Origin of the sequence: Rhodococcus sp. BP-261, from assembly GCF_019835205.1 — a bacterium.
GTDB classification, from domain to species: Bacteria; Actinomycetota; Actinomycetes; order Mycobacteriales; family Mycobacteriaceae; genus Rhodococcoides; species Rhodococcoides kyotonensis_B.
The window spans coordinates 13,234-37,170 of the sequence record NZ_JABUCO010000025.1 but is presented as its reverse complement, the minus strand read 5'-3'; the positions used below and the strand labels follow the sequence as shown (position 1 = coordinate 37,170).

At 63.7% G+C, this 23,937-nt stretch carries 21 protein-coding genes; 18 read left to right on the top strand and 3 right to left on the bottom strand.

Annotated elements, in window-relative coordinates:
• Positions 1–124 precede the first annotated feature (124 nt).
• The 11 genes from HQ354_RS21425 to HQ354_RS21375 all read left to right on the top strand — a co-directional run bounded on the left by HQ354_RS21425 (position 125) and on the right by HQ354_RS21375 (position 14,468).
• Positions 125–1,204 (top strand): XdhC family protein, encoded by a 1,080-nt coding sequence (locus tag HQ354_RS21425; protein WP_222635529.1) that lies wholly within the window; start codon positions 125–127, stop codon positions 1,202–1,204.
• Between the two features lie 95 nt (positions 1,205–1,299).
• Positions 1,300–2,949 carry a helix-turn-helix domain-containing protein gene (locus HQ354_RS21420; protein WP_308115262.1) on the top strand — a complete coding sequence of 550 codons (1,650 nt, stop codon included), beginning with the start codon at positions 1,300–1,302 and terminating at the stop codon, positions 2,947–2,949.
• Between the two features lie 144 nt (positions 2,950–3,093).
• The gene (locus tag HQ354_RS21415) at positions 3,094–4,512 is read left to right on the top strand and encodes a uracil-xanthine permease family protein (RefSeq protein WP_222635528.1); all 1,419 of its coding nucleotides are present in this window, start codon (positions 3,094–3,096) and stop codon (positions 4,510–4,512) included.
• 80 nt (positions 4,513–4,592) lie between these two features.
• Entirely contained in the window at positions 4,593–5,492 is a 900-nt protein-coding gene (locus HQ354_RS21410) for a xanthine dehydrogenase family protein subunit M (protein ID WP_222635527.1), read from the top strand.
• Positions 5,492–6,127 (top strand): (2Fe-2S)-binding protein, encoded by a 636-nt coding sequence (locus HQ354_RS21405; RefSeq protein WP_222635526.1) that lies wholly within the window; start codon positions 5,492–5,494, stop codon positions 6,125–6,127. The genes HQ354_RS21410 and HQ354_RS21405 overlap by 1 nt, the downstream gene beginning before the upstream one ends.
• A complete protein-coding gene (gene cutA, locus HQ354_RS21400) occupies positions 6,124–8,592 on the top strand; it encodes an aerobic carbon-monoxide dehydrogenase large subunit (RefSeq protein ID WP_222635525.1) in 2,469 nt (822 codons plus the stop codon). The genes HQ354_RS21405 and cutA overlap by 4 nt, the downstream gene beginning before the upstream one ends.
• Entirely contained in the window at positions 8,589–9,227 is a 639-nt protein-coding gene (locus HQ354_RS21395) for a carbon monoxide dehydrogenase subunit G (RefSeq protein WP_222635524.1), read from the top strand. The genes cutA and HQ354_RS21395 overlap by 4 nt, the downstream gene beginning before the upstream one ends.
• A gap of 198 nt (positions 9,228–9,425) precedes the next feature.
• Complete coding sequence (locus HQ354_RS21390; protein ID WP_222635523.1) at positions 9,426–11,525, top strand: hydantoinase/oxoprolinase family protein; 2,100 nt, start codon at positions 9,426–9,428, stop codon at positions 11,523–11,525.
• The gene (locus HQ354_RS21385) at positions 11,525–13,471 is read left to right on the top strand and encodes a hydantoinase B/oxoprolinase family protein (protein ID WP_068430290.1); all 1,947 of its coding nucleotides are present in this window, start codon (positions 11,525–11,527) and stop codon (positions 13,469–13,471) included. Before HQ354_RS21390 ends, HQ354_RS21385 begins: the two co-directional genes overlap by 1 nt.
• Before the next feature lie 2 nt (positions 13,472–13,473).
• Positions 13,474–14,283, top strand: coding sequence for an NmrA family NAD(P)-binding protein (locus tag HQ354_RS21380; protein WP_068430293.1), 810 nt, complete (start codon positions 13,474–13,476; stop codon positions 14,281–14,283).
• Positions 14,280–14,468, top strand: a complete 189-nt coding sequence (locus HQ354_RS21375) for a hypothetical protein (RefSeq protein WP_068430296.1) — start codon at positions 14,280–14,282, stop codon at positions 14,466–14,468. The genes HQ354_RS21380 and HQ354_RS21375 overlap by 4 nt, the downstream gene beginning before the upstream one ends.
• A gap of 81 nt (positions 14,469–14,549) precedes the next feature.
• Here HQ354_RS21375 and HQ354_RS21370 read toward each other — a convergent pair whose 3' ends face one another.
• The 3 genes from HQ354_RS21370 to HQ354_RS21360 form a co-directional block, all read right to left on the bottom strand.
• Positions 14,550–14,915: a hypothetical protein gene (locus HQ354_RS21370; protein WP_254303616.1), complete on the bottom strand. Its 366-nt coding sequence runs from the start codon at positions 14,913–14,915 to the stop codon at positions 14,550–14,552.
• A 65-nt stretch (positions 14,916–14,980) separates the two neighbouring features.
• Positions 14,981–15,820, bottom strand: coding sequence for an adenylate/guanylate cyclase domain-containing protein (locus HQ354_RS21365; protein ID WP_174551488.1), 840 nt, complete (start codon positions 15,818–15,820; stop codon positions 14,981–14,983).
• A gap of 90 nt (positions 15,821–15,910) precedes the next feature.
• On the bottom strand, positions 15,911–16,948 hold the full coding sequence (locus HQ354_RS21360; RefSeq protein WP_222635522.1) for a hypothetical protein: 1,038 nt from the start codon (positions 16,946–16,948) through the stop codon (positions 15,911–15,913).
• 352 nt (positions 16,949–17,300) lie between these two features.
• Here HQ354_RS21360 and HQ354_RS21355 point away from each other — a divergent pair, with 352 nt between their 5' ends.
• From HQ354_RS21355 to HQ354_RS21325, 7 genes are all read left to right on the top strand, one after another.
• Entirely contained in the window at positions 17,301–17,996 is a 696-nt protein-coding gene (locus HQ354_RS21355; RefSeq protein ID WP_068430303.1) for a GntR family transcriptional regulator, read from the top strand.
• Positions 17,993–18,775: a LamB/YcsF family protein gene (locus HQ354_RS21350; protein ID WP_222635521.1), complete on the top strand. Its 783-nt coding sequence runs from the start codon at positions 17,993–17,995 to the stop codon at positions 18,773–18,775. The genes HQ354_RS21355 and HQ354_RS21350 overlap by 4 nt, the downstream gene beginning before the upstream one ends.
• Positions 18,772–19,410: an allophanate hydrolase subunit 1 gene (locus HQ354_RS21345; protein ID WP_068430306.1), complete on the top strand. Its 639-nt coding sequence runs from the start codon at positions 18,772–18,774 to the stop codon at positions 19,408–19,410. The genes HQ354_RS21350 and HQ354_RS21345 overlap by 4 nt, the downstream gene beginning before the upstream one ends.
• On the top strand, positions 19,407–20,294 hold the full coding sequence (locus HQ354_RS21340; RefSeq protein WP_222635520.1) for a biotin-dependent carboxyltransferase family protein: 888 nt from the start codon (positions 19,407–19,409) through the stop codon (positions 20,292–20,294). The genes HQ354_RS21345 and HQ354_RS21340 overlap by 4 nt, the downstream gene beginning before the upstream one ends.
• Before the next feature lie 141 nt (positions 20,295–20,435).
• A complete protein-coding gene (locus HQ354_RS21335; protein ID WP_222635519.1) occupies positions 20,436–21,746 on the top strand; it encodes an MFS transporter in 1,311 nt (436 codons plus the stop codon).
• Complete coding sequence (locus HQ354_RS21330) at positions 21,743–22,510, top strand: D-glutamate cyclase family protein (RefSeq protein WP_068430311.1); 768 nt, start codon at positions 21,743–21,745, stop codon at positions 22,508–22,510. The genes HQ354_RS21335 and HQ354_RS21330 overlap by 4 nt, the downstream gene beginning before the upstream one ends.
• On the top strand, positions 22,507–23,904 hold the full coding sequence (locus HQ354_RS21325) for an aspartate ammonia-lyase (RefSeq protein ID WP_068430314.1): 1,398 nt from the start codon (positions 22,507–22,509) through the stop codon (positions 23,902–23,904). Before HQ354_RS21330 ends, HQ354_RS21325 begins: the two co-directional genes overlap by 4 nt.
• Positions 23,905–23,937 lie beyond the last annotated feature (33 nt).

Genomic DNA, 23,937 nt, shown 5'->3' with positions numbered 1-23,937 from the left:
CGGTTCGGCGCGTCGGCGACAGTGCACAACGAGTGAGCCCACTTTTAGGCGACTTCTGTGACCGAACGACCTGGCTGCTACGGCTACCGTGAGGCCGAAGGTCAGCGAGCGGAGGTAAGAGACGGTGCGGGATATATCTGCTGCTGTACACAGCTGGTTCGACAGCGGCGAGTCGTTCGCACTCGCGACGGTGACGCGCACTTGGCGTTCGTCTCCGCGTCGGCCCGGTGCTGCGATGGCCGTGAACCGAAACGGCGAGGTCGTCGGGAGTGTGTCGGGCGGCTGTATCGAAAGCTCGCTGTACGAGACCGCACGTGACGTTCTTGCCGACGGCAACTCGCGCATCGAGACCTTCGACGTCAGCGACGACGACGCATTCGGGGTCGGGCTGACGTGCGGCGGCAGGATCGAAGTCCTCGTCGAACTGGTCGGTTCACAGTGGCCGAGCTTCGGGGGTGTGTGCGAGCGTCTTGCATCGGATCGGCCGGTCGCGGTGTTGACGACTCTCGTCGACGGCGAACCGTCGCGTCACCTCGTCGTCGACACCGAGAACCACCAGGGTGACCTGCCGCTGCCGAGTCGGAAAATCGAGGACATAAAAGCGAGACTGCGCGGCGGCGAGTCGGACGTCGTCGTTGCGCGTCTCGGAACCGACCAGGACATACTGGTCGAAATACACGCACCCCTGCCGCGCATGTATGTGTTCGGTGCAATCGATTTCGCCTCTGCCGTAAGCACTCTCGCAGTCTTCGCCGGCTACCACGTCACTGTCGTCGACGCGCGGCCGGTGTTCGCGACGCCCGCGAGGTTTCCGGCGGCACACGAGGTGGTCGTCATGTGGCCGGACAGGTTTCTGGCGACCGCGCCCGTCGATTCACGCACGGCCATCGTGGTGCTGACCCACGACGAGAAGTTCGACATACCGCTGCTGAACCTCGCCCTGCGCTCCGACGCCGGGTACGTCGGCGCGATGGGTAGCCGATCCACCCATGAGCGACGCGTCGGCCTTCTGAGAGACCACGGCATCACGCCGCAGCAGTGTGCGCGCCTACACTCACCCATCGGCCTCGACCTCGGCTCCCGTACCCCTGCGGAGACCGCATTGGCAGTGCTGGCGGAGGTCACCAAGACGATGAACCGGGCGACCGGTGAGGAACTGCGTCACCGCCGCGGTCCGATTCACGGTCTCAGTTCATCCGCGTAACCCAATGTCCTGCCGCGCCGGCCGGTGAGCGTTAGGATCGTCTCTTCGCGAATCCCCCTTTTCGCGAGTGAAATGAAATCCGAGGTGCCCGCCCAGTGTCTGTCAGGTCCGTCTCCATTCCTGAAGCTCCTGAAGCAGAGGCCCTCACCGAACTTCTCCGGTCTGCGTTGCTGCCCTCGTCGTCGATCGTCGTGGGGGAGGTCGACGGGGTAGACGTGCGACGGGTCGGTTTCATGGCGGTCCCGGACATCGGACCGTGGCTCAGGCGCGGCCAACTTCTGATCACGACGCCCCGCACCCTGGGTCTGGTCACCGAACCTGCGACGGCGTTCATCGGCCGGTTGAGCTCGCGCGGAGTCGCCGCGCTCGCAGTGCAATTCGACGGTGACGGGTGGAACCTCGAACCCGAGATGATCGATGCCGCCGCACAGGTCGGTCTGCCCATCGTCGCGTTCCACGGCGACGGGGATCACCCACTGTCCCGCAACCGCGTCGCAGTGGAGGAAACACAGGTATCGGCCATGTTCGAGGCAGAGCGAGTGCGAAAACTGCTGGTCGACGTCGTCATGGCCGGCGGCGGCCTGGCAGAGTTGGCCGGAGTCGCGGCGCGTGAGCTGAACGGGACAGTACTGCTGACCACATCGGACGGCCGCGAGATCAGCCGCGCGGGTGACGCCGCGGGACGGAGGCGATTGTCGACGAGCCCCGCTCTCGACTCCACCGGTAGGTTGCGGACCGACACCGTCGAAGGTGGACTCGGTCTGCACGTGTTCGACGGTCATTCGGGCGCGATCGCGGCGGTCTCGGCCAACCACATCGATCACGGGCGGCTGGCTCTGTTCACGTGGGATCGCGTGATGACCGAGCATGATCTGTATCTTGTCGAACGCGCTGCAGCGGTGTGTGCCCTTGTTGTCACGCGTCAACAGGCCGTGGCCTCCGTCGAAGAGCGGCATCGAGCCAACTTCATCCACGATCTGATGGTGGGCCGTGCCGGTGATACCGAACATGTTGTCACGCACGCGAAGACGTTCGGGTGGGATTTCGGCCGGCCGCTGGTTGTCGTCAGCATCGAGCCCGATCCAGTACCGGACGAATCGACGAATTCCACGCACCGGCTTCCGGTCGTCGACCGTCAGGCGATGGCGTTCTCGGGTGCGATCGCCCATCGAGATCCCGGTGCGGCGGTGACAGCACTGACAGGCGAAACCGTGATCGTCATGGGCGTCGGCAACGACACGATGGCACTCGTGCGTGACCTCGTCAGTGTGGTCCGGGGTGAAGGAGGCGGTGGCAGAAGGCCGTTCAGTGTCGGGGTCTCCCGGACAGCGGAGACCACCGACGGAGTGCCTGCCCTCTACAGTCAGGCACGAACGGCTTTGACAGTGGGGCGCCGCATTTCGGGCCAGTGGTCGCTGACCAACTTCGACGATCTCGGCGTCTATCGCTTGCTGTCCCTCGTGGAGGACGAGGACGAACTCGAGAACTTCGCTCGAGAGACGCTCCGCGAGCTCACCGACGACACCGCGGAGGCGCAGGACATGCGGAACACTCTTGAGGTGTTGTTGGCGACGAACATCAACATCGCGGAGACTGCTCGCAAGCTCCACTTCCACTACAACACACTGCGTTACAGAGTTGTGAAGCTCGAGAAAATGTTGGGCTCGTTCACTGCGCAGCCGGAATTGCGACTGGACCTGTCCCTAGCACTGAAGATAATCGCGATGCGCGGCATCAATCACTAATCCTGCCAATCCGAGGGTCTTCGATCTGTCAGATTGTCATCACGTCGCCCCCGATCGGCTGTAATAGCGTTCAGATGCATCAGGGGCGGTTTGTGAGCTGGAACACAGAGTGTGAACCGCCTTCCTCTGCACGAAAGGCCGATCATGCCGATTTGGACCCTGCACGGAGATGGAAAAACGGTCGCTCCCGGCGACGTCGTCGCTCCCGGTGAAAGACTCAGCTGGGGACGGACCATCGGACTGGGCGGCCAGCACGTCGTGTCGATGTTCGGCGCGACCTTCGTCTTCCCGATCATCATGGGGCTCAATCCTCAACTGGCCGTGATGATGTCGGGCTTCTGCACCATCTTCTTCCTTCTGGTCGTGAAGGGGCGAATTCCCAGTTTCCTCGGGACGTCGGCAGCCTTCGTCGGTGGTATCGCCGCCATTCGCGCCCAGGGGGGAACGTCGGCGGAAGTGACCGGCGCGATCCTGGTGTCCGGACTCGTCCTCGGCCTGATCGGCGTCGCCGTTCACTTCCTCGGCGGACGGTTGATCTTCAAACTGCTGCCGCCTGCGGTCACGGGAGCGGTGGTGATGCTGATCGGCTTCAATCTCGCGCCCGTCGTGGCGGGGCTGTATTGGCCGCAGGATCAATGGGTTGCGCTGTTGGTGATGGTCGCTCTGATCGTGATGTCGGTGGCGCTGCGCGGCTTCATGGGACGCATCGCGATCTTCCTTGCTCTGATTCTGGGCTACGTCGTCTCATGGGTTCTCGACAAGGTGTCCGGCCCGATTACCTCGTACGACGCCAATGCCGGCGCGATCACCGAGCATTTCCGCGTCAACTGGGACTCGGTGTCGTCGGCGTCGTGGTTCGGTCTACCGCCGTTCTCGGACGAGGCCAACGGTGTCGTCGGCATCCATGCGCCGTCGTTCAGCCTGACGTTCGTCGTGCTCGTTCTTCCCGGCGTCATCGCGCTGATCGCAGAGAACGCCGGCCACGTCAAAGCCGTTGCGGAGATGACCAAGGACGACCTCGATCCGTACATGGGCCGCGCGCTCGCCGGTGACGGATTCGCGACGGCCATCGCCAGTGGCGTCGGTGGGTCTCCCACCACGACGTATGCCGAGAACATCGGGGTCATGGCAGCTACCCGCGTCTACTCCACGGCGGCCTACTTCGTAGCCGGTGTCGTCGCGATGCTGCTCGGTTTCTCGCCCAAGTTCGGTGCCTTCATCTCGGCGACACCGGGTGGCGTTCTCGGCGGAATCACCGTCGTCCTCTACGGGATGATCGGCCTCCTCGGTGCCAAGATCTGGAAGGAGAACGGCGTCGACTTCGGAAACCCGTTAAACATGATGCCGATCGCGGCCGGCCTCATCATCGGTATCGGCGACACCGCCCTGACGTTCAGCGACACGTTCTCGCTCGGCGGCATCTCTCTCGGCACGATCGTCGTCATCGTGATGTACCACTTCTGCCGGTTCATCGGCTCCCGCAACCCCGAGCTCGACGGCTACACCGCGCCTCGAAAGGATGACACGACGCCGGAGGCGCCTCCCGCCAAACAGCTGACATGACGCAGGTTGCCAGCTCGCGGGCGTGACTGTTGTCACATCTCCACACATTGCGAACGCACTATGACAGGCAGGATCGAGACATGAAACCGTCGCCGCTCACGTACCACCGGCCGACCACGGTCGAGGAGGCGTGCCGCATCCTTTCCGAGGTCTCCCACGAGGGCAAGGTGATGGCCGGTGGTCAGTCGCTCGTTCCGCTGCTGTCGATGAGGTTGGCGGCGCCCGCACACATCGTCGACATCGGTGCGGTGCGCGACCTGGACGTCGTCACCGTCTCGCCGGACTCGGGGGTCGAGTTCGGAGCCCTGGTCACGCATTCCGCGCTGTACAACCATGCCGAGGCCCGCGACGTTCAGCCCCTGCTGAGCCGCGGACTGAACCTGGTGGCGCACCCGACCATTCGCAATCGCGGAACGACCGTCGGATCCATCGTGCATGCGGACCCATCAGCAGAGATGCCCGCCGTGCTGACGCTGCTCGGCGGGCAGGTCACCGTCCAATCGATACGTGGGCAACGCGTCATCGACTCGGGCGACCTGTTCGCCGGGCCCCTGGAAAGCACACTCGAGTCCGACGAGATCGCGCTGTCGGTGAGTGTTCCTCCGGCCCGGGCGGGTATGGGCACGGCAATCGACGAGATTGCCCGACGCCACGGCGACTACGCTCTGGTCGGCGTCGTCGCGCAGGTAGAGATCGTCGATGGGCACGTGATCACGGCCCGGATGACCTACATCTCGGCCGGCGAACTCGGCGTCGTCGTCGATTACAGCGACGCGCTTGCCGGGGCGTCGGCGACCGACGAACGAGACCCACAGTGGCGAGCAGTCGGCGAACTAGCCCGCGACACAATCGAAACCGATGCCGACATCCATGCAACGGCCGCATATCGATCTCAGCTCGTATCCGCATTGACCAGCCGTGTCGGATTCGCGGCGGCTCGGGATGCGAGCGCGGATCGCGTACTCGTAGGAAGGTTGTAATGCCGAAGTCCATCGACGATCAATTGTCCGAACTTCAAGCCGACACAGGCGAGCATCATGTTGCCGTCACGTTCACGCTGAACGGCGTCACCGAGACCGTCGTGCTTCCGTCTCGCACACTGGCCTCGGACGCGATTCGACATCACATGCGCCGCACAGGGACTCACGTCGGCTGCGAGCACGGTGTATGTGGTGCGTGCACCGTCCTGCTCGATGGGAACCCGGTCCGCTCGTGCCTCGTTCTCGCAGCCAGTCTCGAAGGACATTCCGTCACGACGGTCGAGGGACTCGTCGAACCCGACGGCACGCTACACCCGGTTCAGCAGGCACTCAAGGACTGTCACGGACTTCAGTGTGGATTCTGTACACCAGGTTTCGTGACGACCATCGCCGCGTTTCTCGAGGACAACCCCGATCCGACGCACGACGAGGCGACCGAAGCCATCGCCGGGAACCTATGTCGCTGCACCGGATACCAGAACATCCGCGCATCGGTTCTTCGAGCCGCGGAGATCACACGCGAGCGCGCGGGGCAATTCCCGCTCGGCGTCGACAACGAAGCCACCCGAGATGCGCTGGACCGCCAGGTGCGGGGGAGCACGCAGCCCGTCGGCGGAAGGGCGGGGCGTTCATGAGCACGCAGGTCGATACCGAACACGTACTGGGCTCGTCGACCAAGTTCTTCGGCAAACCCATTCCGCGTGAGGAGGATACGCGTCTACTCAGCGGCCAGGGTCGGTATCTCGACGACCTCGGTCACGGTGCCCTGATCGCCGCATTCGTTCGGTCGCCGCACGCACACGCGCGGATCGTCGACATCGACATCGATCCGGCACTGGAAGTTCCCGGTGTCCACGCGATCTACGTCTACGACGACCTCCTCGACGACTCGGAGGAGATGGCCGAGAACCTTCCTCTGCTGATTCCGCACCCGGCGATCGTGGCTGCTCGTAACGGATATCCGCTCGCCAAGGACGAGGTCAACCACGTCGGCGAGGCAATCGCGATGGTCGTCGCCGACAACCGGTACATCGCCGAGGACGCGTGCGCCAAGATCGACGTGACCTACGAGATGCTCGATGCCGTCGTCGGAATCGATACCGCCCGTCAGGCGAACACGGCCGTGCACGACGACGTACCGGACAACATCGCCGCGCGCCTGCAACACGGATTCGGCGACGTCGATGCCGAGATCGCTGCGGCCCCGAACCGTCTGACGCTCGATCTCGAGATCGAACGTTCGGCGTCCATGCCGATGGAAGGCAAGGGCGTCTACGCCCGATGGGACGGCGACGAGAATGCTCTGACGTTCTGGACGTCGACTCAGACGTCGACCTCGGCACGGGCCGCGATCGCGGCTCGTCTCGGCATGGCGCTCAACAAGGTTCATTGCATCGCACCCGACGTCGGCGGCGGTTTCGGCGTTAAGATCGTCCATCCGTGGCCCGAGGAGGTCATGGTCACCTGGGCTGCCCGACGCCTCGGCCGCGCCGGCGTGTCGAACGAGGTCAAGTGGGTCGAGGATCGCCGCGAACACTTCATCTCGAGCGCGCACGAGCGCGGTCAGATTCAGAAGGTGGACATCGGGTTCGACGACGACGGCCGCCTGCTGGCGTTCGACTTCACGTTCTGGCACGACAACGGTGCCTATCTGCCGTACGGCATCATCGTCATGATCAATACGGCGACACAGGTTCTGGGGCCGTACAAACCGAATTCGTTCCGTGTCGACGCCTATTCGCTGTACACCAACACCGTCCTCGTCACCCCGTACCGAGGCGCGGGCCGACCGCAGGCTGTCTTCGCGATGGAACGCGCGATGGACGCGATCGCCGATCATCTCGGTAAGGACAAGATCGCCGTTCGCGAGATCAATTTCGTTCGCCCTGAGGATATGCCGTACGACTTCGGTCTGATGTTCCAGGACGGTCGACCTCTGATCTACGACACGGGGGACTACCAGGCGGGCATCGACAAGCTGAAGAAGCTCATCGACTGGGACGGGTTCCCCGAGTACCAGAGGCAGGCCAAGGCCGAGGGCCGCACCGTCGGGATCGGCATCGGCGCGTACGTCGAGGGAACGGGTCCCGGCCCGTACGAAGGCGCGCACGTCGTCGTCGAGACGTCAGGCAAGGTCAAGGCTGCAACGGGATTGACGACGCAGGGACAGGGACACCAGACCGCGTTCGCGCAGATCGTCGCCGACGACCTCGGGGTCGATGTCTCCGACGTCGAGATCGTCACCGGCGATACCCGGCGATTCGGTTATGCCGTCGGAACTTTCGCATCTCGCGGAGCGGTCATGTCCGGATCGGCGTTCCACGTTGCAGCGCAGATGGTTGCGGAGAAAGCCCGCACGATCGCGTCGGGAATTCTGGACATCGATGCACACGACCTCGAGCTCCGAGGTGGCCATGTCTGCCGGGTCGGGACCGAGCCGGGCGTCGAAGGAACGTCGGTTCCGCTGAGTGTCGTTGCAGTGCTGTCCAATCCGCTGCGGTACGCGTTCGACCGCGAGTCCAAGCTGGCGACCGGGTTCGCCAAGGCTGACCCCGATATGACCAAGCCTCCGATTCCCGAGGGTGAACAGCCCGGGCTGGAGGCAACCGGGTACTACTCGCCGCCGCATTCGACGTTCGCGTCGGGAGTGCACGCCGCCATCGTCGAAACCGATCCGATCACCGCGGAGATCACCGTGCTGCGGTACGTGGTCATCCACGATTGCGGCAACGTGATCAACCCGCGCATCGTCGAAGGCCAGGTCATGGGCGCTGTGGCGCAGGGAATCGGCGGGGCGCTGTACGAGCGGATCGTCTACGACGAGCACGGGCAAATGCTCAACGCGTCGTACATGGATTTCTTGATGCCGTTCGTCACCGAGATGCCGAACTCTCTCGAGATGGACCACACGGTGACGCCGTCCGGACTCAATCCGTTGGGCATGAAGGGCGCGGGCGAAGCCGGTGTCATTCCCACCAGCGCAGTCATCGCCGCAGCCATCGAGAGCGCCGAGGGTATTCCGATCACATCAATGCCGATTTCACCGTCGGAGCTGTTCGAACTTCGTCTCGCACAGCAGTCAGCACAGGAGAATTCATGAGAATCGTCGGCACCGCACAGCTCACGGCACCCCGCGAGGAGGTGTACGACAACCTGCAGGACGGTCGCGTACTGGCCGCGACGATTCCCGGAGTGCAGTCGCTCGAACAACTCACCGACAATCATTACAAGCTTTCGATCATGGCGGGCGTCGCCTCCATCAAGGGCGTGTACGACGGTGAAGTGGTTCTCTCGCAACAGGATCGGCCCAATTCGTTCGTGATGACAGCGTCCGGTGCGGGTGCGCCGGGCACCGTCAAGGCCGATGTGACGGTTACGTTGACGGAGAACGAGCAAGGGACCCTGCTGTCCTACGACGCCGATGCAGTCGTCGGAGGGATGGTGGGAGGCGTCGGACAGCGGATGATCACCGGGGTAGCGAAGAAGATGGCCGGAGTGTTCTTCAAGAGCATCGACGGCGTCATCGCCAACGGAATCCCGTCGTCGACGCCTGTTGCAACGCCCGAATCGGCGACGAGTTCGGAAGCCGTTGTGGAGCAGGTGAATCAGGTGCCGCGAGCGACGCCGGTGCCAGGAGGGACCGACGCGCGCACGGTGCTCGTCAGTGCTGCGGCTGGTGCCGTTATTGCCCTGACCGGCGTGGTGATCGGTGGACTCCTAGGACGTTCCAGATAGCACCGTAGACAAAGAATGTCGCCCCGAATCTCCCATGGTTCGGGGCGTTTTTCGTGCGCTCGTGAGCCTGCGCCGAAGAGTGCCCGTCGGGTTCGGCGAAATCTGACAAAGATTCCTCCTCTCACACGCTGTGGAATGGCATCACACGCCAGCGCCGATCGGATCAATCCCATCGGGAACGATTGTACGGAGGAAGAAGTGGAATCCAGGAAGATACGGATCGGCATCGACACCGGTGGCACCTTCACCGACATCGTGGCAGTCGACGACGAGACCGGCGCCATTGTCACCACCAAGACCCCGTCGACGCCGTCCGACCCCGCGGAGGGGTTCCTCACCGGCATCGAAAAGGTGCTCGAAAAACTCGGCGAGCACGGCGACTCTATCGGAGCTGTCAGCCATGGCACGACCGTCGCGACCAACAAGCTGCTCGAGGGCAAGGTCGAGAACCTCGGCTTCATCACCACCGAGGGCTACGAACACGTCCTCGAGATCGCTCGTCAATCCGTGCCCGACGGCTACGGCAACTCCTACTTCTGGGTCAAGCCCGACCGCATCGTGCCTGCCGACCGCGTCAAGACCGTCGGTGGCCGTTTGTCGTTCGACGGCAGCGAGATTCGCCCGCTCGACGAGGGCAGCGTCCGCGCCGCAGCACAGTTCTTCAAAGACCACGGCATCAAGACCATCGGTGTCTGCCTCATGCACTCCTACGCCGACCCGTCGCACGAGGAGCGTGTGCGGGACATCCTCGACGAAATGTTCCCCGAGGCCACCGTCAGCATCTCCAGCCAGGTGCTGCGTGAGTACCGAGAGTACGAGCGGTCCATCACCACGCTCGTCGATGCCGCGGTGAAGCCGAACATCCGCAATTACGTCAACAACATTGCGAACCGTCTGCGTGAGTTCTCCACGGCCGACGGCGAATCACGCGACATTCCGTTCTACGTCATGAAGTCCAACGGTGGGGTGCTGTCGGCCAAAGAGGTTGTTCACCAGCCCATCACGACAGTTCTGTCCGGCCCTGCTGCGGGTGCACTGGGCGCCGCACTGATCGCCGATGCTGCCGGCGTCGACCAGGTGCTGACGTGTGACGGCGGAGGCACCTCGACCGACGTCACCGTCGTCGTCCGCGGTGAGCCCGCGCTGACCACCGAGGGACGCGTCGGAAACTATCCGTCGAAGATTCCGATGATCGACGTCGTGACCGTCGGTGCAGGCGGTGGCTCGATTGCGTGGATGACGCCGGAACGCACGCTCCGCGTCGGACCCCAGTCGGCAGGCGCCGATCCCGGACCGTTGTGCTACGGCAAGGGCGGCAGCGAACCGACCATCACCGACGCACACGTACTGCTCGGACGCATCCCACCCCACCTCTTGGGCGGTGAGATCCCACTCGACACCGAGCTGGCGCGGAAAGGGCTCGAGCAGTTGGCTTCCGAGCTGAACCTCGGGTTCGAAGAGTGCGCTGTCGGCATCCTCGAAGTGTCGGCGTGGAACCAGGCCAACGCGTTGCGTCAGATCACCGTCAAGCGTGGCCTCGACGTCCGTGACTTCACCCTCGTCACGTTCGGCGGCTCGGGCTCGCTACTGGCGTGCAAGTTGATCGACATCCTCGGTTTGAAAGACGTGCTCGTCCCACTGGATCCGGGCAACGTATCGGCCTTCGGATTGCTGACAGTCGACGTGCGCAACGATTACGTGCAGACTCATGTCGGACGGCATGACCGTCTGCAGGCGTCGGAGTTGCAGGACATCTTCGACTCGCTGGCGGGTTCTGCCGAGATCGCCTTGGCCGAAGAGGGATTCGATGAGACGCAGCGCCGCTACGTCCGCACGGCCGACCTGCGCTACATGGGCCAGGCCTTCGAGGTGCGAGTGCCCGTCGGCGAAGGCGCGATCACTACCGATCTGATGGACGTCGCCGCCGAAGCTTTCCACGACGCACACCGCGAACTGTACGGTTACGACTTCCGTGGTGACCCTGCTCAGCACGTCGAGTGGGTCAATCTGCGCGTCAGCGGAATCGGCCCCATCCAGCGTCCGGCCGCTCGAACCGTGGCTGCCGGTTCAGGGGCTTCCTCGGCCCGAACCGGTTCGCGTCAGGCATATTTCGACTCCTGGGTCGACACCACCGTCTACGACCGCGCGCGACTCGGAGCAGGCGACACGATCGACGGGCCTGCCGTCATCGAGGAGTTCAGCTCCACCGTCCCGATCCACCCGGGATTCTCGGCACGAATCGACACCCACGGAAACATCCGAATCTCCAAGACTTCCGACTCGAACGGAGCGAAGTGATGACTGCTGTACTCGATGCTGCCGCCGCGACCGCAGCCAAGCCCTACCGGCTGACCGACACCGACGGCGCAACCCCGGACCCGATTCTCGTCGAGATCGTTGCGGGATACCTGGCCAGTGTGGAGATGGAAGTGGAGACATCGATCTCGCGGACGTCACGTTCGCCGATGATCCGCGACGCGCACGACTTCCGTGCCGGAATCCACGACCGCAATCTACGCAAGCTGACTGGTCGCTCGTACTCGGCGCTGGTGCATCCGGTCGCCCGGGACTTCCCGCTCGACACGATGAAGCCCGGCGACGTCTACTTCCACAACGACGTCTACCTGTCCGAAGGCGGCATCGGCCATCTTCCCGACCTGTGCGTCACGGTGCCGGTGTTCGCTCGCGTGACTCCGGACGTGGAGCCGAAAGTCGTTGCGTTCGTGCAGGCGTTCGGTCATCACGACGACATCGGCGGATGCTGCCCGGGTTCGATGCCGTCCGGTGCGACGACGGTGTACGAGGAAGGCTTGATGGTGCCGCCCATCAAACTGTGGGATCAGGGCGTACCCAACGAGGCAGCACTGCGCATCATGACGCGCAATTCCCGCATGCCCGACGCGCTGGCTGCCGATCTGGACGCCGAATGCTCGGCATGCTTGATGGGAGCGCGGCGGCTCACCGAGCTGTTCGAGCGGTACGGCGTCGACACGGTCGAATCCTGTTTCGACGCGATGATGGATGCGACCACGGAGACGTACCGTCGCGAAATTTTGAGCAAGATCCCGGTGGGCGAGTACACGTGGGAGGACTACGCGGAGCACGACGGCGTCGACGAGCCCATGCTGCACACCCAACGGATCACGTTGACCAAGACCTCTGCCGATGACGAGGGCGGCGAGCGATTGATCCTGGACTTCAACGGAACAGGACCGCAAGCGAAGGGGCCGATCAATCACTGCGGTGACTACGCCGACGGCAACTTCCTGATCAAGTGGCTTGCCCCGATCCTGCGTAACCTTGCCGATACGCCCGAGCGGATGGCCGAGCTCGACGTCAACGAGGGCGTCGTGCCGCTGATCGAGATGAAATTCCCCGAAAAGGGAACGCTTATTACCCCGATCTTCCCGGCGCCGACGAATGCTCGTACGTTCGTCATCCTGCGGCTGCTCGGCGTGCTCGCAGGCGTCGTCGCCAAGGCTGTCGACGGGAACATGCCCGCCGATCAGGAGACCATTCGCTACACCGGCGTCTACGGCGAGGATTTCGACGGCCATTCGTACCTGATGCGTGAGGTGCTCGGGGGCGGATCCGGTGGCCGGTATTATTCGGACGGCGAGGACACAATCCACGTCGTGCCTGATTCGCGGAATCTCCCCACCGAATTCAGCGAAAGTCGCTTTCCGTTCATCGTCGAAAAGCTCGGACTGGCAATCGACTCCGGCGGCGCCGGACGCTACCGAGGTGGGCTGGGCTACGAAAAGCACATCCGAATGCTCAAGGACGCGCACTTCATGTCCATCGCTGATCGCTCGATCCTCGCATGCTGGGGAGTCAAGGGCGGCAAGGCCGGGCGGCCGTTCTCGGTGACTCTCGATCCGAACGGCCCCAACGAGCGGGAGTTCGACGCGCTCACGGACGCGGAGCCGATCAGAGCGGGCGAGGTCGTTCGGATCCGTACCACCGGTGGCGGCGGGTGGGGAGACCCGTTCGACCGACCCGTCGAAGAAGTACTGCGTGACGTCTTGTGGCGCAAAGTGTCTCGCGACGGTGCCCGCGAGGATTATGGCGTCGTCATGACAGGGGACGTAGAGCCGGTCGTCGATATGGATGCCACGGTAGCTCTTCGCGACCGGCTACGGGCCGACCGAGGCGACGAGGAACCGTTCTTCGATCGTGGCCCGGGCTACGCTCGGCTGTCCGGTGGAGATACGTCGGCCGTCTACGACTACCTTCAGAATTGATCATGGACAACGGCATTGCTCGCGGCACCGACATCGCTGTCATCGGTGCCGCGGGCAAGACCGGCAGCGCAGTGGTCGCCGCGCTGCCACCGGGTGCGCGGCGCATCGTGCACACGGCGCGAGCCGAGGGCGACTTCGAGGTGGAGCTCGAAACCGGAGCCGGGCTGCGTAAGGCGTTACTGGGTTGTCGTGCCGTCTACTTCATCGCCCCGAATGTTCATCCGGACGAGCCTGGTCTACTGCGAAATGTGTTGACAGCAGCCGCATCCGCTGGTGTCGAGCACGTGGTGTACCACTCTGTTGCGTGGCCTTTCAGTCCGGCGATGCCTCACCACATGGACAAGGCCGTGTGCGAAGACGAACTGCATCGATCCCCGCTGAAATGGACGGTGCTGCAGCCGTGTGCCTATCTGGAGAACTTCGCGTCGGTGATGGCTGGGGATTCTCGACGAATCACGTTGCCGTACAGCCCGGACACCAGATTCTCGTTCGTCAGTCTGCGCGCCGTGGCCGCCGTCGCTGCGACAGTGTTGGTCGAGGGCTCGCGTCATCACGGTGCGACATACGAACTCGGCGGGTCGGAGGCTATTTCGGTCCGTGAATTGGCCGCGAGGTACGGCGCCGAAGTGGAGCAGATCTCTCTCGACCAGTGGCAGAACACGGTTGGTTACTCTATGCCTGTCGGCGCGGCCTCGAGATTGCGCGCAATGTTCGACTTCTACGACCACCACGACTTCATCGCGGGTGATGCAAGTGTGAGGGCAGTTCTCGGGCAGTCGGCGTTGGTCGGCGAGCAGCTGGCGACGTCGTGAATCTGGATGTCAAGCGACTGCTGCGGTCGGTCGCTACGTTCCTGCATCGAACAGAACTCGACAGGGCGATCGACGAGCTTCGGGATCGCGAACGTGACGCGTGGGTGTCAGGCCGCGTCTTCGACGCCTGGGTGTTGGCCGGCGAGCGCACCGAATGCGAACGAATTCGAAACCTGTGGCCGTGACGCGTGAGGGTGCACGCACGACGCGTACTGCGGGAACTGCCCATTCATGTTGTCAGACAACATGAATGGACCATTCTTGTCTCAGTAGTCGAGGATCGTGAAGGGGTCGAAGATCGAGATTCCCCGGATGTCCCCCTCCGATGATCCGGTCGGGATGGAGATTCCGCGGAGCAGGTGGGCATTGCCTGACGGATCGACCTGCCAGCTTTGGCCCTGACCGTGGAAACTCCAGCTGTAGATCGGCTGGCCAGTGCCGTACGGGCTGATGATGATGGGGTCGTTGCCCCGTGGACCATAGGCCGCGGGATCGAATGCGCTGACGAAGCGTTCGGTGTTCTCGCTGGTGAACGGAGAGTCGTAAATTCCATCGGCTGACGCGGGCGTTGCGGTCAGGGCTGTTGCGCCGACTGCCAGGGCCGTGGCGGCAAATACCTTCTTGATCATCATGCAGTCCAATCGTCGAGGGTCGACTGGTGCATCGGCCATTGCTGAGCACGCGTTACCCGTGATGATCATTCGAGTTCTGGAGCATCGTCTTTCGATTTCGTGAGTGCGGGGAGCCCTACCGGATACAGCTCGTGGCTGCCGCTCATACCCTTCAATTCGACTTTCCGTGGCCTACCCAGCGGGATATCACGACCGAGTTTCACGCTCAGTGGTTCGCTGACGAGAATCTCCCCACCCTCGGCCTGGCTTGCCACGCGCGCGGCCATGGCCACGTTGAGTCCGAAGAGATCGTCGCCGCGTCGCACCGAACTGCCCGTGTGGATACCCATTCGTACTCGAATGTCGTTCCAGCGATCCGGTTTCTCGAGCAGCGCCTCCTGGACGGCCATCCCGCATCGCACAGCCTGCTCGGGGTCGGAGAACGCGATCATGAAGCCGTCGCCCTGGTTCTTGACGACGTGGCCACCATGCGCGTCGACTTGCTTCTGAATCAGCCTGTTGTGTCTTTCCAGTAGCTTCATCCACCCTCGATCGCCCAGCTCTTCGTTGCGCGCCGTCGAGCCCTCGATGTCGGAGAACATGACGACGACGTCTCCGTCCGCGGTCAGCCGGGCCAGGTCGGGGCGTTCGACCTTGGCCCATCCGGCGAGATCCTCGATCGAGTTTCGCACCGTTGCGCCGAACCCCTTGTTGATCAGCGAGTCTGCGGTCTGGAAGGCCGTTCTGATCGCCATCGGTGCGATACCGCGTCGCCGACGCTTGTGCTGCGAATCGCTGCGTGCGCGTTCGAGCGCGTCGCGCGTGCTCTTCAATTGCCGACGGGTGACGATCATCCACACGCCGAGACCGACGATCGCGGCGGCTTCGACGCCGGTTGCAACAATCCACAGGGTCACGGGCAACATCATCGTCGTTCGGTCTGGTGAACCAAGCATTGCCCCCGGCGCGTTGCACTGATGTGCCCGGTCAGGCCAGGGGGGGTCAGACGTGGTTGGTTACCTCTGCCGCGGGAGGTCGAGTACGACGAAGCGCAGAGCCGATCGGAGCAGCTCCTGCGTCCGATCGGCCGTCGACAACTCGCGATGGTGGTCACCGCACACGTCCAGGAGCCCGAGGATGTTGTCGCGGTTCTGTCCGCAGATCAAGGCAACATCCTCTGCGTCAAGGGGCGTGTCTGCGGTATCGAGGTGCAAGATCGTCTGCAGTTCGGGCGGCATGCCCGTGTCCGGTGGCTCCGTGCTCAGTTCGGCGGCGATCTTTCCACCCTCGTCTTCGAAGAATCGCAGGAACGTGCCGAGGGCTCGACCGAGGTGCTCTTCGATCAGCGGAGCACAGTCGACTCGCTGGATCGCGACGACATGGTGCTCACCCACGGTGAACTTGATGTCCGGCCACTGATGGGAGTAGCAGGCGGCTTGCGCTGTTGCCGAACGGTTTTCGGGGTGCACACTGAACACCGTGAACAACTCGATCACTGCTGACGTCGAGACTCTCAGGAACGCGGTTCGCCCGTCGAACGTTAAGGGCACGTCGCCGTCGTCGTCCTTGACCGGCGGATGGCTCATGATCGAGGTGAGCATGACGTCGACCTCTTCGACGAGTTGGGTGTGCGCGCTGATGGGCTCCCAGCTGTCGTCGAACATCGATTTGGGTGCACCGTCGTTGATGCTCGCGGTGAGAAACGCCGGATGGGGCACGCCGCGTAGTTCGCGCAACATGAACTCGACTGCGTCGACGACCTCGTCAGGGTCTCCGATGACGCTCAGCCTCAGTGCGGTCTCGGACGGTCCCTCGCTGGTCCAACCGGCGTTGGTCAGCATGATGCGGTCTTCGTGCGTGACGGCGTTCAGCAGTTCGCCTTCGATGACGGCGTCCGCGCCGTAGGGGTGCACGACCAGTGACAGGCCCTTCTGCACCGTGTGGATGGTAAGCCGGTCGTTCTCGCTCATGTCGATGAAGTACGAGCAGAGCCGGCCCGAGAACTGCCGCCATGCCGCAGTCACTCGCGTGTCGAAATCAGGTTCCTCGCTCATGAGGAGCCTCCTTGTGAACAGTTGGCCGCAGTGCGGCCGAATCCTCCCGATACGAGTGACAGTAGCGAGAGGGTCCGACAAACTCCGTCGTCGAATATGTCAGCGAGACAGACGGAGTCGTCGTTCATTCACACAAATGACCCATTGGTCGACGATCTTCGCCGCCATGCCGGGCGGATCCAATCGAGGAATCGAGTCGGCATGAGCATCACTGAACCCGGGGCGTACCGCCCGGTGTGGTTGGGGCCCCTCTGTATCGCCCGTGTTACGCGACGGGTCGGTTCCGTTACGGATTCGGACAAAATCGGGAAAGTGGTTCCGCAGCCCTCTGGATGCAGTGTATACAACGTATATGGCTTCAACAGTTCGTGGCCCACACCACACCGAGGGCGGTGATCTCACCGCTGACCTGCGCACCGCGATCGTCGAGGGTGTGTACCCGCCCGGCCATCGGCTGGTGCAGGAGGAGTTGGCAGATCGCTTCGGCGTCTCGCGAATTCCGCTGCGCGAGGCGATGCGCACGCTGGTCGGCGAGGGTCTGCTGCGCTCCGAACGTGGCCGCGGAACCTTCGTCACCGCGCTCGACATCGAGGAGATCGACGAGATCTACGACCTCCGACGTCTGATCGAGCCCAGCTTCGCCGAGCACGTCGTCGAGCGGGTTTCTCGTCGCGACATCGCTCGCTTCGAGGCCATGGCCGAGGCGATGGACAACGTCGGCGACACCGGCGCGGACACGTGGTCACGCACCAATCTGTCGTTCCACCTCGACATGTATCGGCTGTCGCGGCTACCGATGCGCTACGAGATCATCGCGCAGATGTACCACCGGCTCGAGCCGTACTCCCGCTTCTACGTGCACGGCACGAACGCTTACGAGCGCGTGCAGTGCGAACACAAAGGCATGGTCGACGCGCTCTCCAGTGGTGACGCGACCGCCTTGGCCGATCTGATCCTGGCCCACATCGAAGGTGGGCAAACCGGCCTGCACCGGGCCTGGGAGAACTCGGCCGACGACATGAACACCTATTGGAGGGCCAAACTGTGACCGCCGTGCACATCGACACCGACATCGGCGAAGGATTCGGTGTCTGGGGAATCATGGACGACGGCCCGTTGCTCGACACCGTCAGCGCAGCCAACGTCGCGTGCGGCTTTCACGCAGGCGACCCCGACATCCTGCGTCGGACGACGAAAGAGGCTGCTGCGCGGGGTGTCTCGATCGGCGCACAGGTCTCCTACCGTGACCTGGCCGGCTTCGGTCGTCGCTTCATCGACGTCGAGGTGTCGACGCTCGTCAACGACCTCGTCTATCAGATCGGCGCCCTTCAGGCCTTCGCCCGTGTCGCCGGCACCGAGGTCACGTACCTCAAGGCGCACGGCGCGCTGTACAACGTGGCAGCGGACAACGCCGGGCATGCCCGCGCCATCGTCGAGGCCGTCACGCTCGTCGACCCGACGCTGCCTATCCTGTGCCAGTACGACACCGAGGTCTGGACCCAGGCCGTCGACGCCGGAATCGAGCCGATCGCAGAGCTTTTCGTCGATCGCAACTACACGTCCAAGGCTCGGCTGGTGAGCCGTCGTCATCCGGCGGCGCTGATCACCGAGCCCGAGGCTGCCGCCGAACGGGCCGTGAAGATGGTGCAGACCGGCGAGACGGTGTCCGTCGACGGCGACACCGTGCGGGTGCTCCCGCCGTCGTACGACGCGGTTGCCCTGTGCGTGCACAGCGACACCGCAGGCGCCGTCGAGATCGCAACGCAGACGCGTAAGGCGCTGGCCGACAGCGGTTTCGGTCTGAGCCCGATCGGACGGCGCCCGTGATCGAGCTCGACACCCTGCATCGCGCAGGCGACCGCGGATGGCTCGTGGACCTCGAGCCGAAGGTGATCCCGGCGTGGATCGCCGCGGTACGTCGTAGCGAATGGGCAGCGTTGCTGCAGGACGTCGTCCCGGCAGCCGCCTCGATTCTGTTCATCGCGCACCGCAGCCACGACATGCCCGTGCTGGAGAACCACATCCGAGGCCTCGTGCAGAATTCCAGTCTGACCCAGGCCACGGAACAGCATCACGGCAACACCGTCACCATCCCGGTCGTCTACGACGGCGAGGACCTCGACGACGTCGCCGCGGCGTTGAACATGACCGTCCAGGACGTAGCGGACATGCACTCTGCTGCAACCCACACCGTCGGATTCTTCGGTTTCGCACCGGGTTTCGCGTACATCGACGGCTGCCCCGACCAGTTGGCGCTGCCGCGTCGTACGTCGCCACGACCGAAGGTCGACGCCGGTGCCATCGCAATCGCCGGCACGCAAACCGTCGTCTACCCGGGTCGTACGCCTGGTGGGTGGCACATCATCGGGCACACCGATGCCGTGTTGTGGAACACCGAGTGGGACAACCCCAGTCGGCTGGCCGTCGGGGACCGCATCGTGTTCGAAAGGGTCATCCGATGACTACACTTCTCGAAAAGCCAACGCAGACAGTCGCTGCCTGCATCCTCGACCCCGGTGCCTCGACGACCATCCAGGACGCGGGCCGCGCGGGATACGCCCACCTCGGTATCACCGCGTCGGGCCCGGTCGACCGTGCTGCGGCAGCGCTGGCCAATCGACTCGTCGGCAACGCCGAGAATGCTGCCGTGTTCGAGAACCTCTTCGGCGGACTGGCGTTCACCGTCACGAGTCCACGCTACGTAGCGCTCACCGGTGCGCCGGTGGAGGTGCGCGTCGACGGCCGTGTCGTACGCGAGCCTCAACGTGTCTATCTCGCGGCGGGTCAGCGTCTTTCGATCGGCCGGCCGGCCGCGGGCCTGAGGATCTACGTCGCGATCTCCGGCGGCATCCGCACCGATACGACGTTCGGCTCCGCGAGCAGCGACGCCCTGTCGGGTCTCGGCCCCGCCGCCATCGCAGCGGGTGACGAATACAAGCTCGGTCCGACGACGACCGCCCCAGAACTTCCACTCGAACTTGCACGCTCCCGGTACCCGGAAGGTACTGTGCAGCTACGCTTTCGGTGGGGACCCAGAGATTCGCTCTTCAGCGTGGAAGACAAACAAGCTCTGGTATCGACCAGCTGGACAGTGGGTGCCAACAGCAACCGCGTCGGCATCCGTTTGACCGGCGAGCCACTGACCATCGGCTCGGTCGACCTTCGCAGTGAAGGAATGGCGTTGGGCGCGATTCAGGTTCCCCCATCCGGGGAGCCCATCGTGTTCCTGGCCGATCATCCCGTGACAGGAGGCTATCCCGTCATCGGGGTGGTCACGGAGGATGACTTGGATCTACTGGGCCAAGCCTCAGTGGGACAGACGGTCACCTTCCAGCAACAACCCTGAACCTATCCCGGAGACCATCAGCAGGACGGCAATCCTGCCGACGGACTCCAGGGAACCGTCGCCCATTCATCGATGCGTTCGCGACTCGACTTGCCCGTCCACCGCGAACGTCACCGACTTTCACCGAACTGGAGACATTCCATGACCACCGTACCTGGGTCTCTCACCCCACCCGAGGACCACGTGAAGCCCAAGAACGCGCGGCGCGCCGCAGTCGCGGCCGCAGCGGGCACAGCCGTCGAATATTACGAATTCGGCGTGTACGGCTACCTCGCCGTCGTCATCGGTCCGCTGTTCTTCCCCAGCAGCAACCCGACGGCATCTCTGCTGTCGACCCTCGCCGTGTTCGGTAGCGCGTTCCTGATGCGTCCGCTCGGTGGCATCGTCCTCGGTCGCCTGGGTGACCGCATCGGCCGCAAGCCAGTTCTGATCACGACGGTTGTCGGCATGGGTACCGCGACTGCCGTCGTCGGCCTGCTGCCCACGGCCGAATCCATCGGCATTCTCGCGCCTCTTGCGTTGCTTCTTGTCCGTCTCGCCCAGGGCTTCTTCGCCGGCGGCGAGGTCACCGGCTCGGCGACGTACCTCGCGGAATCCGCACCGAACGGCCGTCGCGGATTCTTCGGTGCCTTCACCCCCGTCGGCGTGGCCATCGGTGGCGGTACCGCGGCACTGGTCGCAGGCCTGACGAGCACGATCCTGTCCGACGACCAACTGCGCGATTTCGGTTGGCGCATCCCGTTCCTGCTTGCCCTGCCGCTCATCGTCGTCACGCTGATGGCGCGTCGCAAGCTGGAGGATTCGCACGAATTCCTCGCCGTCACCGAGAAGGAGAGGCCGGCCAAGACGCCTCTGCGTGAGGTCTTCACCGAGCACACCGGTGCACTGTTCAAGGTCATCTTCCTGGCAATCGGCTCCAACACCGGCTACTGGGTCGGCCTGATCTTCATGAACATCTACCTGACGACGTACCTCGGCTACTCGAAGTCCAACACCTTCTGGATCATGGGTGCCATCAGCCTGTTCGTCGCGACGCTCATGCCGATCTTCGGTGGCTTGTCGGACAAGCACGGCCGTAAGCGCATCATCACCATCGGCTTCCTCGGCTACGCCATCCTCGTTCTGCCCGCGATGATCGTCATGGATCAGGGAAGTTTCGCTCTCGCCGTCGGCGCTATGGTCGTTCTCGCACTGCCGATGCCGATCGTCCAGTCGGTCACGTACCCGACCTACGCAGAACAATTCCCGACGCGGGTGCGCTACACCGGTCTGTCCTTCGCGTTCAACATCGGCACGATCATCGGCGGCGGTCTGACGCCGTACCTCGCGACGTGGTTGATCTCCAAGACGGACAACCTGCTCATGCCCGGCTTCCTGCTCATCTTCGCCGCGGTGCTCGCGCTCGTGACCCTCACGACGGTGCGTGAGTCCTCGAAGGAGGCTCTGCTGTGACAGCGCCTGCCTCGCCTCTGGACTTGCGGACGCGGATCGCGTCGGGCGAATGGACCACGGCCACAGCGGGTCTGCTCGACGACCATCAGCAGGCCAACCTCGTCGTCGTGCCGGCCAGTGCCGCAGCGGCTTTCGAGGAGTACTGCGCCGCGCATCCGACGGTGTGTCCGGTCCTCGGGCGTACGCAGCCCGGTGACCCGACCATGACGTACCAGGGCTGCACCGTCGACATCTCGACGATGCTCCCGCGTTACCGAGTCTGGGATCACGGCACCGTCGTCGACGAGCCGAACGACCTCAGCGCCTGGTGGAAGGACGACTCCGTCGCCTTCGTGCTCGGGTGCAGCCACACCTTCGACGGGCCGCTGCGTCGCGCAGGCATTCCCGTCGCCACGACCGCGCCGCCGGTCTACATCACCGATCGCATCCTCCGAACTGCCGGAGCTGCAAGCATGTTCGACGGACCCCTCGCCGTCAGCATGCGACCGGTCGATGCAGATCTGGTCGACGAGGCAGTCACCGTGACCGGTCGTTACCCGACCGGTCACGGTGCACCGGTGTACATCGGCGATCCGGCCTCCCTCGGTATCGACGACATCTCCCGTCCCGACTTCGGCATCTTCGCCGGAGTGGGGGAGGGGCAGATCCCCGTCTTCTGGGATTGCGGCGTCACGCCTCAGTTGGCACTCGGCACAGCCGATCTCGCGTATGCGGCGACGCACTACCCCGGTCACATGCTGGTGCTCGACGCGGTCGTGTCATGACGGACTCGTTCCGCAGCGAGCACGACCTGCTGGGCGATCGCGACGTGCCGTCGGACGTCTACTGGGGTGTGCATACCCTGCGGGCGCTGGAGAACTTCGCGATCACCGGGGTTGCGATCGCGAAGTACCCGGCGCTCGTGCGGTCGCTTGCGCTGACGAAAGCAGCTGCGGCGCAATCGAACAAAGAACTCGGGCTGCTCGACGCGGAACGTGCGGACGCGATCATCGCGGCCTGCATGGAGATCGCCGACGGTTCCCTGCACGATCAGTTCGTCGTCGACGTCATCCAAGGTGGCGCAGGCACGTCGACGAACATGAACGCGAACGAGGTCATCGCGAACCTAGCCCTCGAGTTGTTGGGGCGCAGTCGTGGTGACTACGCATTCATCCACCCGCTCGAGCACGTGAACCTGGGGCAGAGCACCAACGACGTCTATCCGACGGCGGTCAAGATCGCCGTGCGGTCGACGCTCGCGGATCTCGAAGCGGCGATGGCTCATCTGGCTGCGGCGTTCGCGGCGAAAGCGTTGGAGTTCGCCGACGTCATCAAAATGGGCCGCACGCAGCTGCAGGACGCGGTGCCGATGACGCTCGGTCAGGAATTCGGCACCTACGCCGTCATGATCGGCGAGGACATCCATCGACTCGGTGAGGCTGCACGTCTGATCGACGAGATCAATCTCGGCGGAACGGCAATCGGCACCGGCCTCAATTCGCATCCACGTTATGCGGAACTGGTGCGGTCCGAGTTGAGTCGACTCACCGGTCTGCAGTTGACGACGGCCACCGACCTGCTCGAAGCAACGCAGGACGTCGGTGCGTTCGTGCAGATTTCGGGCACGCTGAAACGCACGGCGGTGAAGGTGTCGAAGATCTGCAACGATCTGCGACTGCTGTCGTCTGGACCTCGTGCCGGTCTCGGCGAGATCAATCTGCCGGCGGTGCAGGCGGGTTCGTCGATCATGCCCGGCAAGGTCAACCCTGTTGTGCCCGAGGTGGTGACGCAGGTGGCGTACGAGGTGATCGGCAACGATCTCGCGATCACCATGTCCGCCGAAGCGGGCCAGTTGCAGCTGAACGCGTTCGAGCCGTTGATCGCGCACAAGCTGCTCGACTCGATCACGCACTTGTCCCATGCTGCAAGCACTCTCGCGGATCGATGTGTCCCTGGCATCACCGCGAACGTCGACCGCATGCGCGCGACGGTCGAGCGATCTGCCGGCGTCGTCACCGCGTTGAATCCGCACATCGGGTACGACGCGGCCACCGAACTCGCGGCACGCGCACTGTCGTCGGACAGGACTGTCGCCGAGCTGGCCGTGGAATCCGGCTTGTTGACGCCTGACGACGTCGCGAAATTGCTGTCGCCGCAAGCCCTTACGGGTCGACGGTAGTGATACTGCTCATGACATGCGCATTTGCATGCT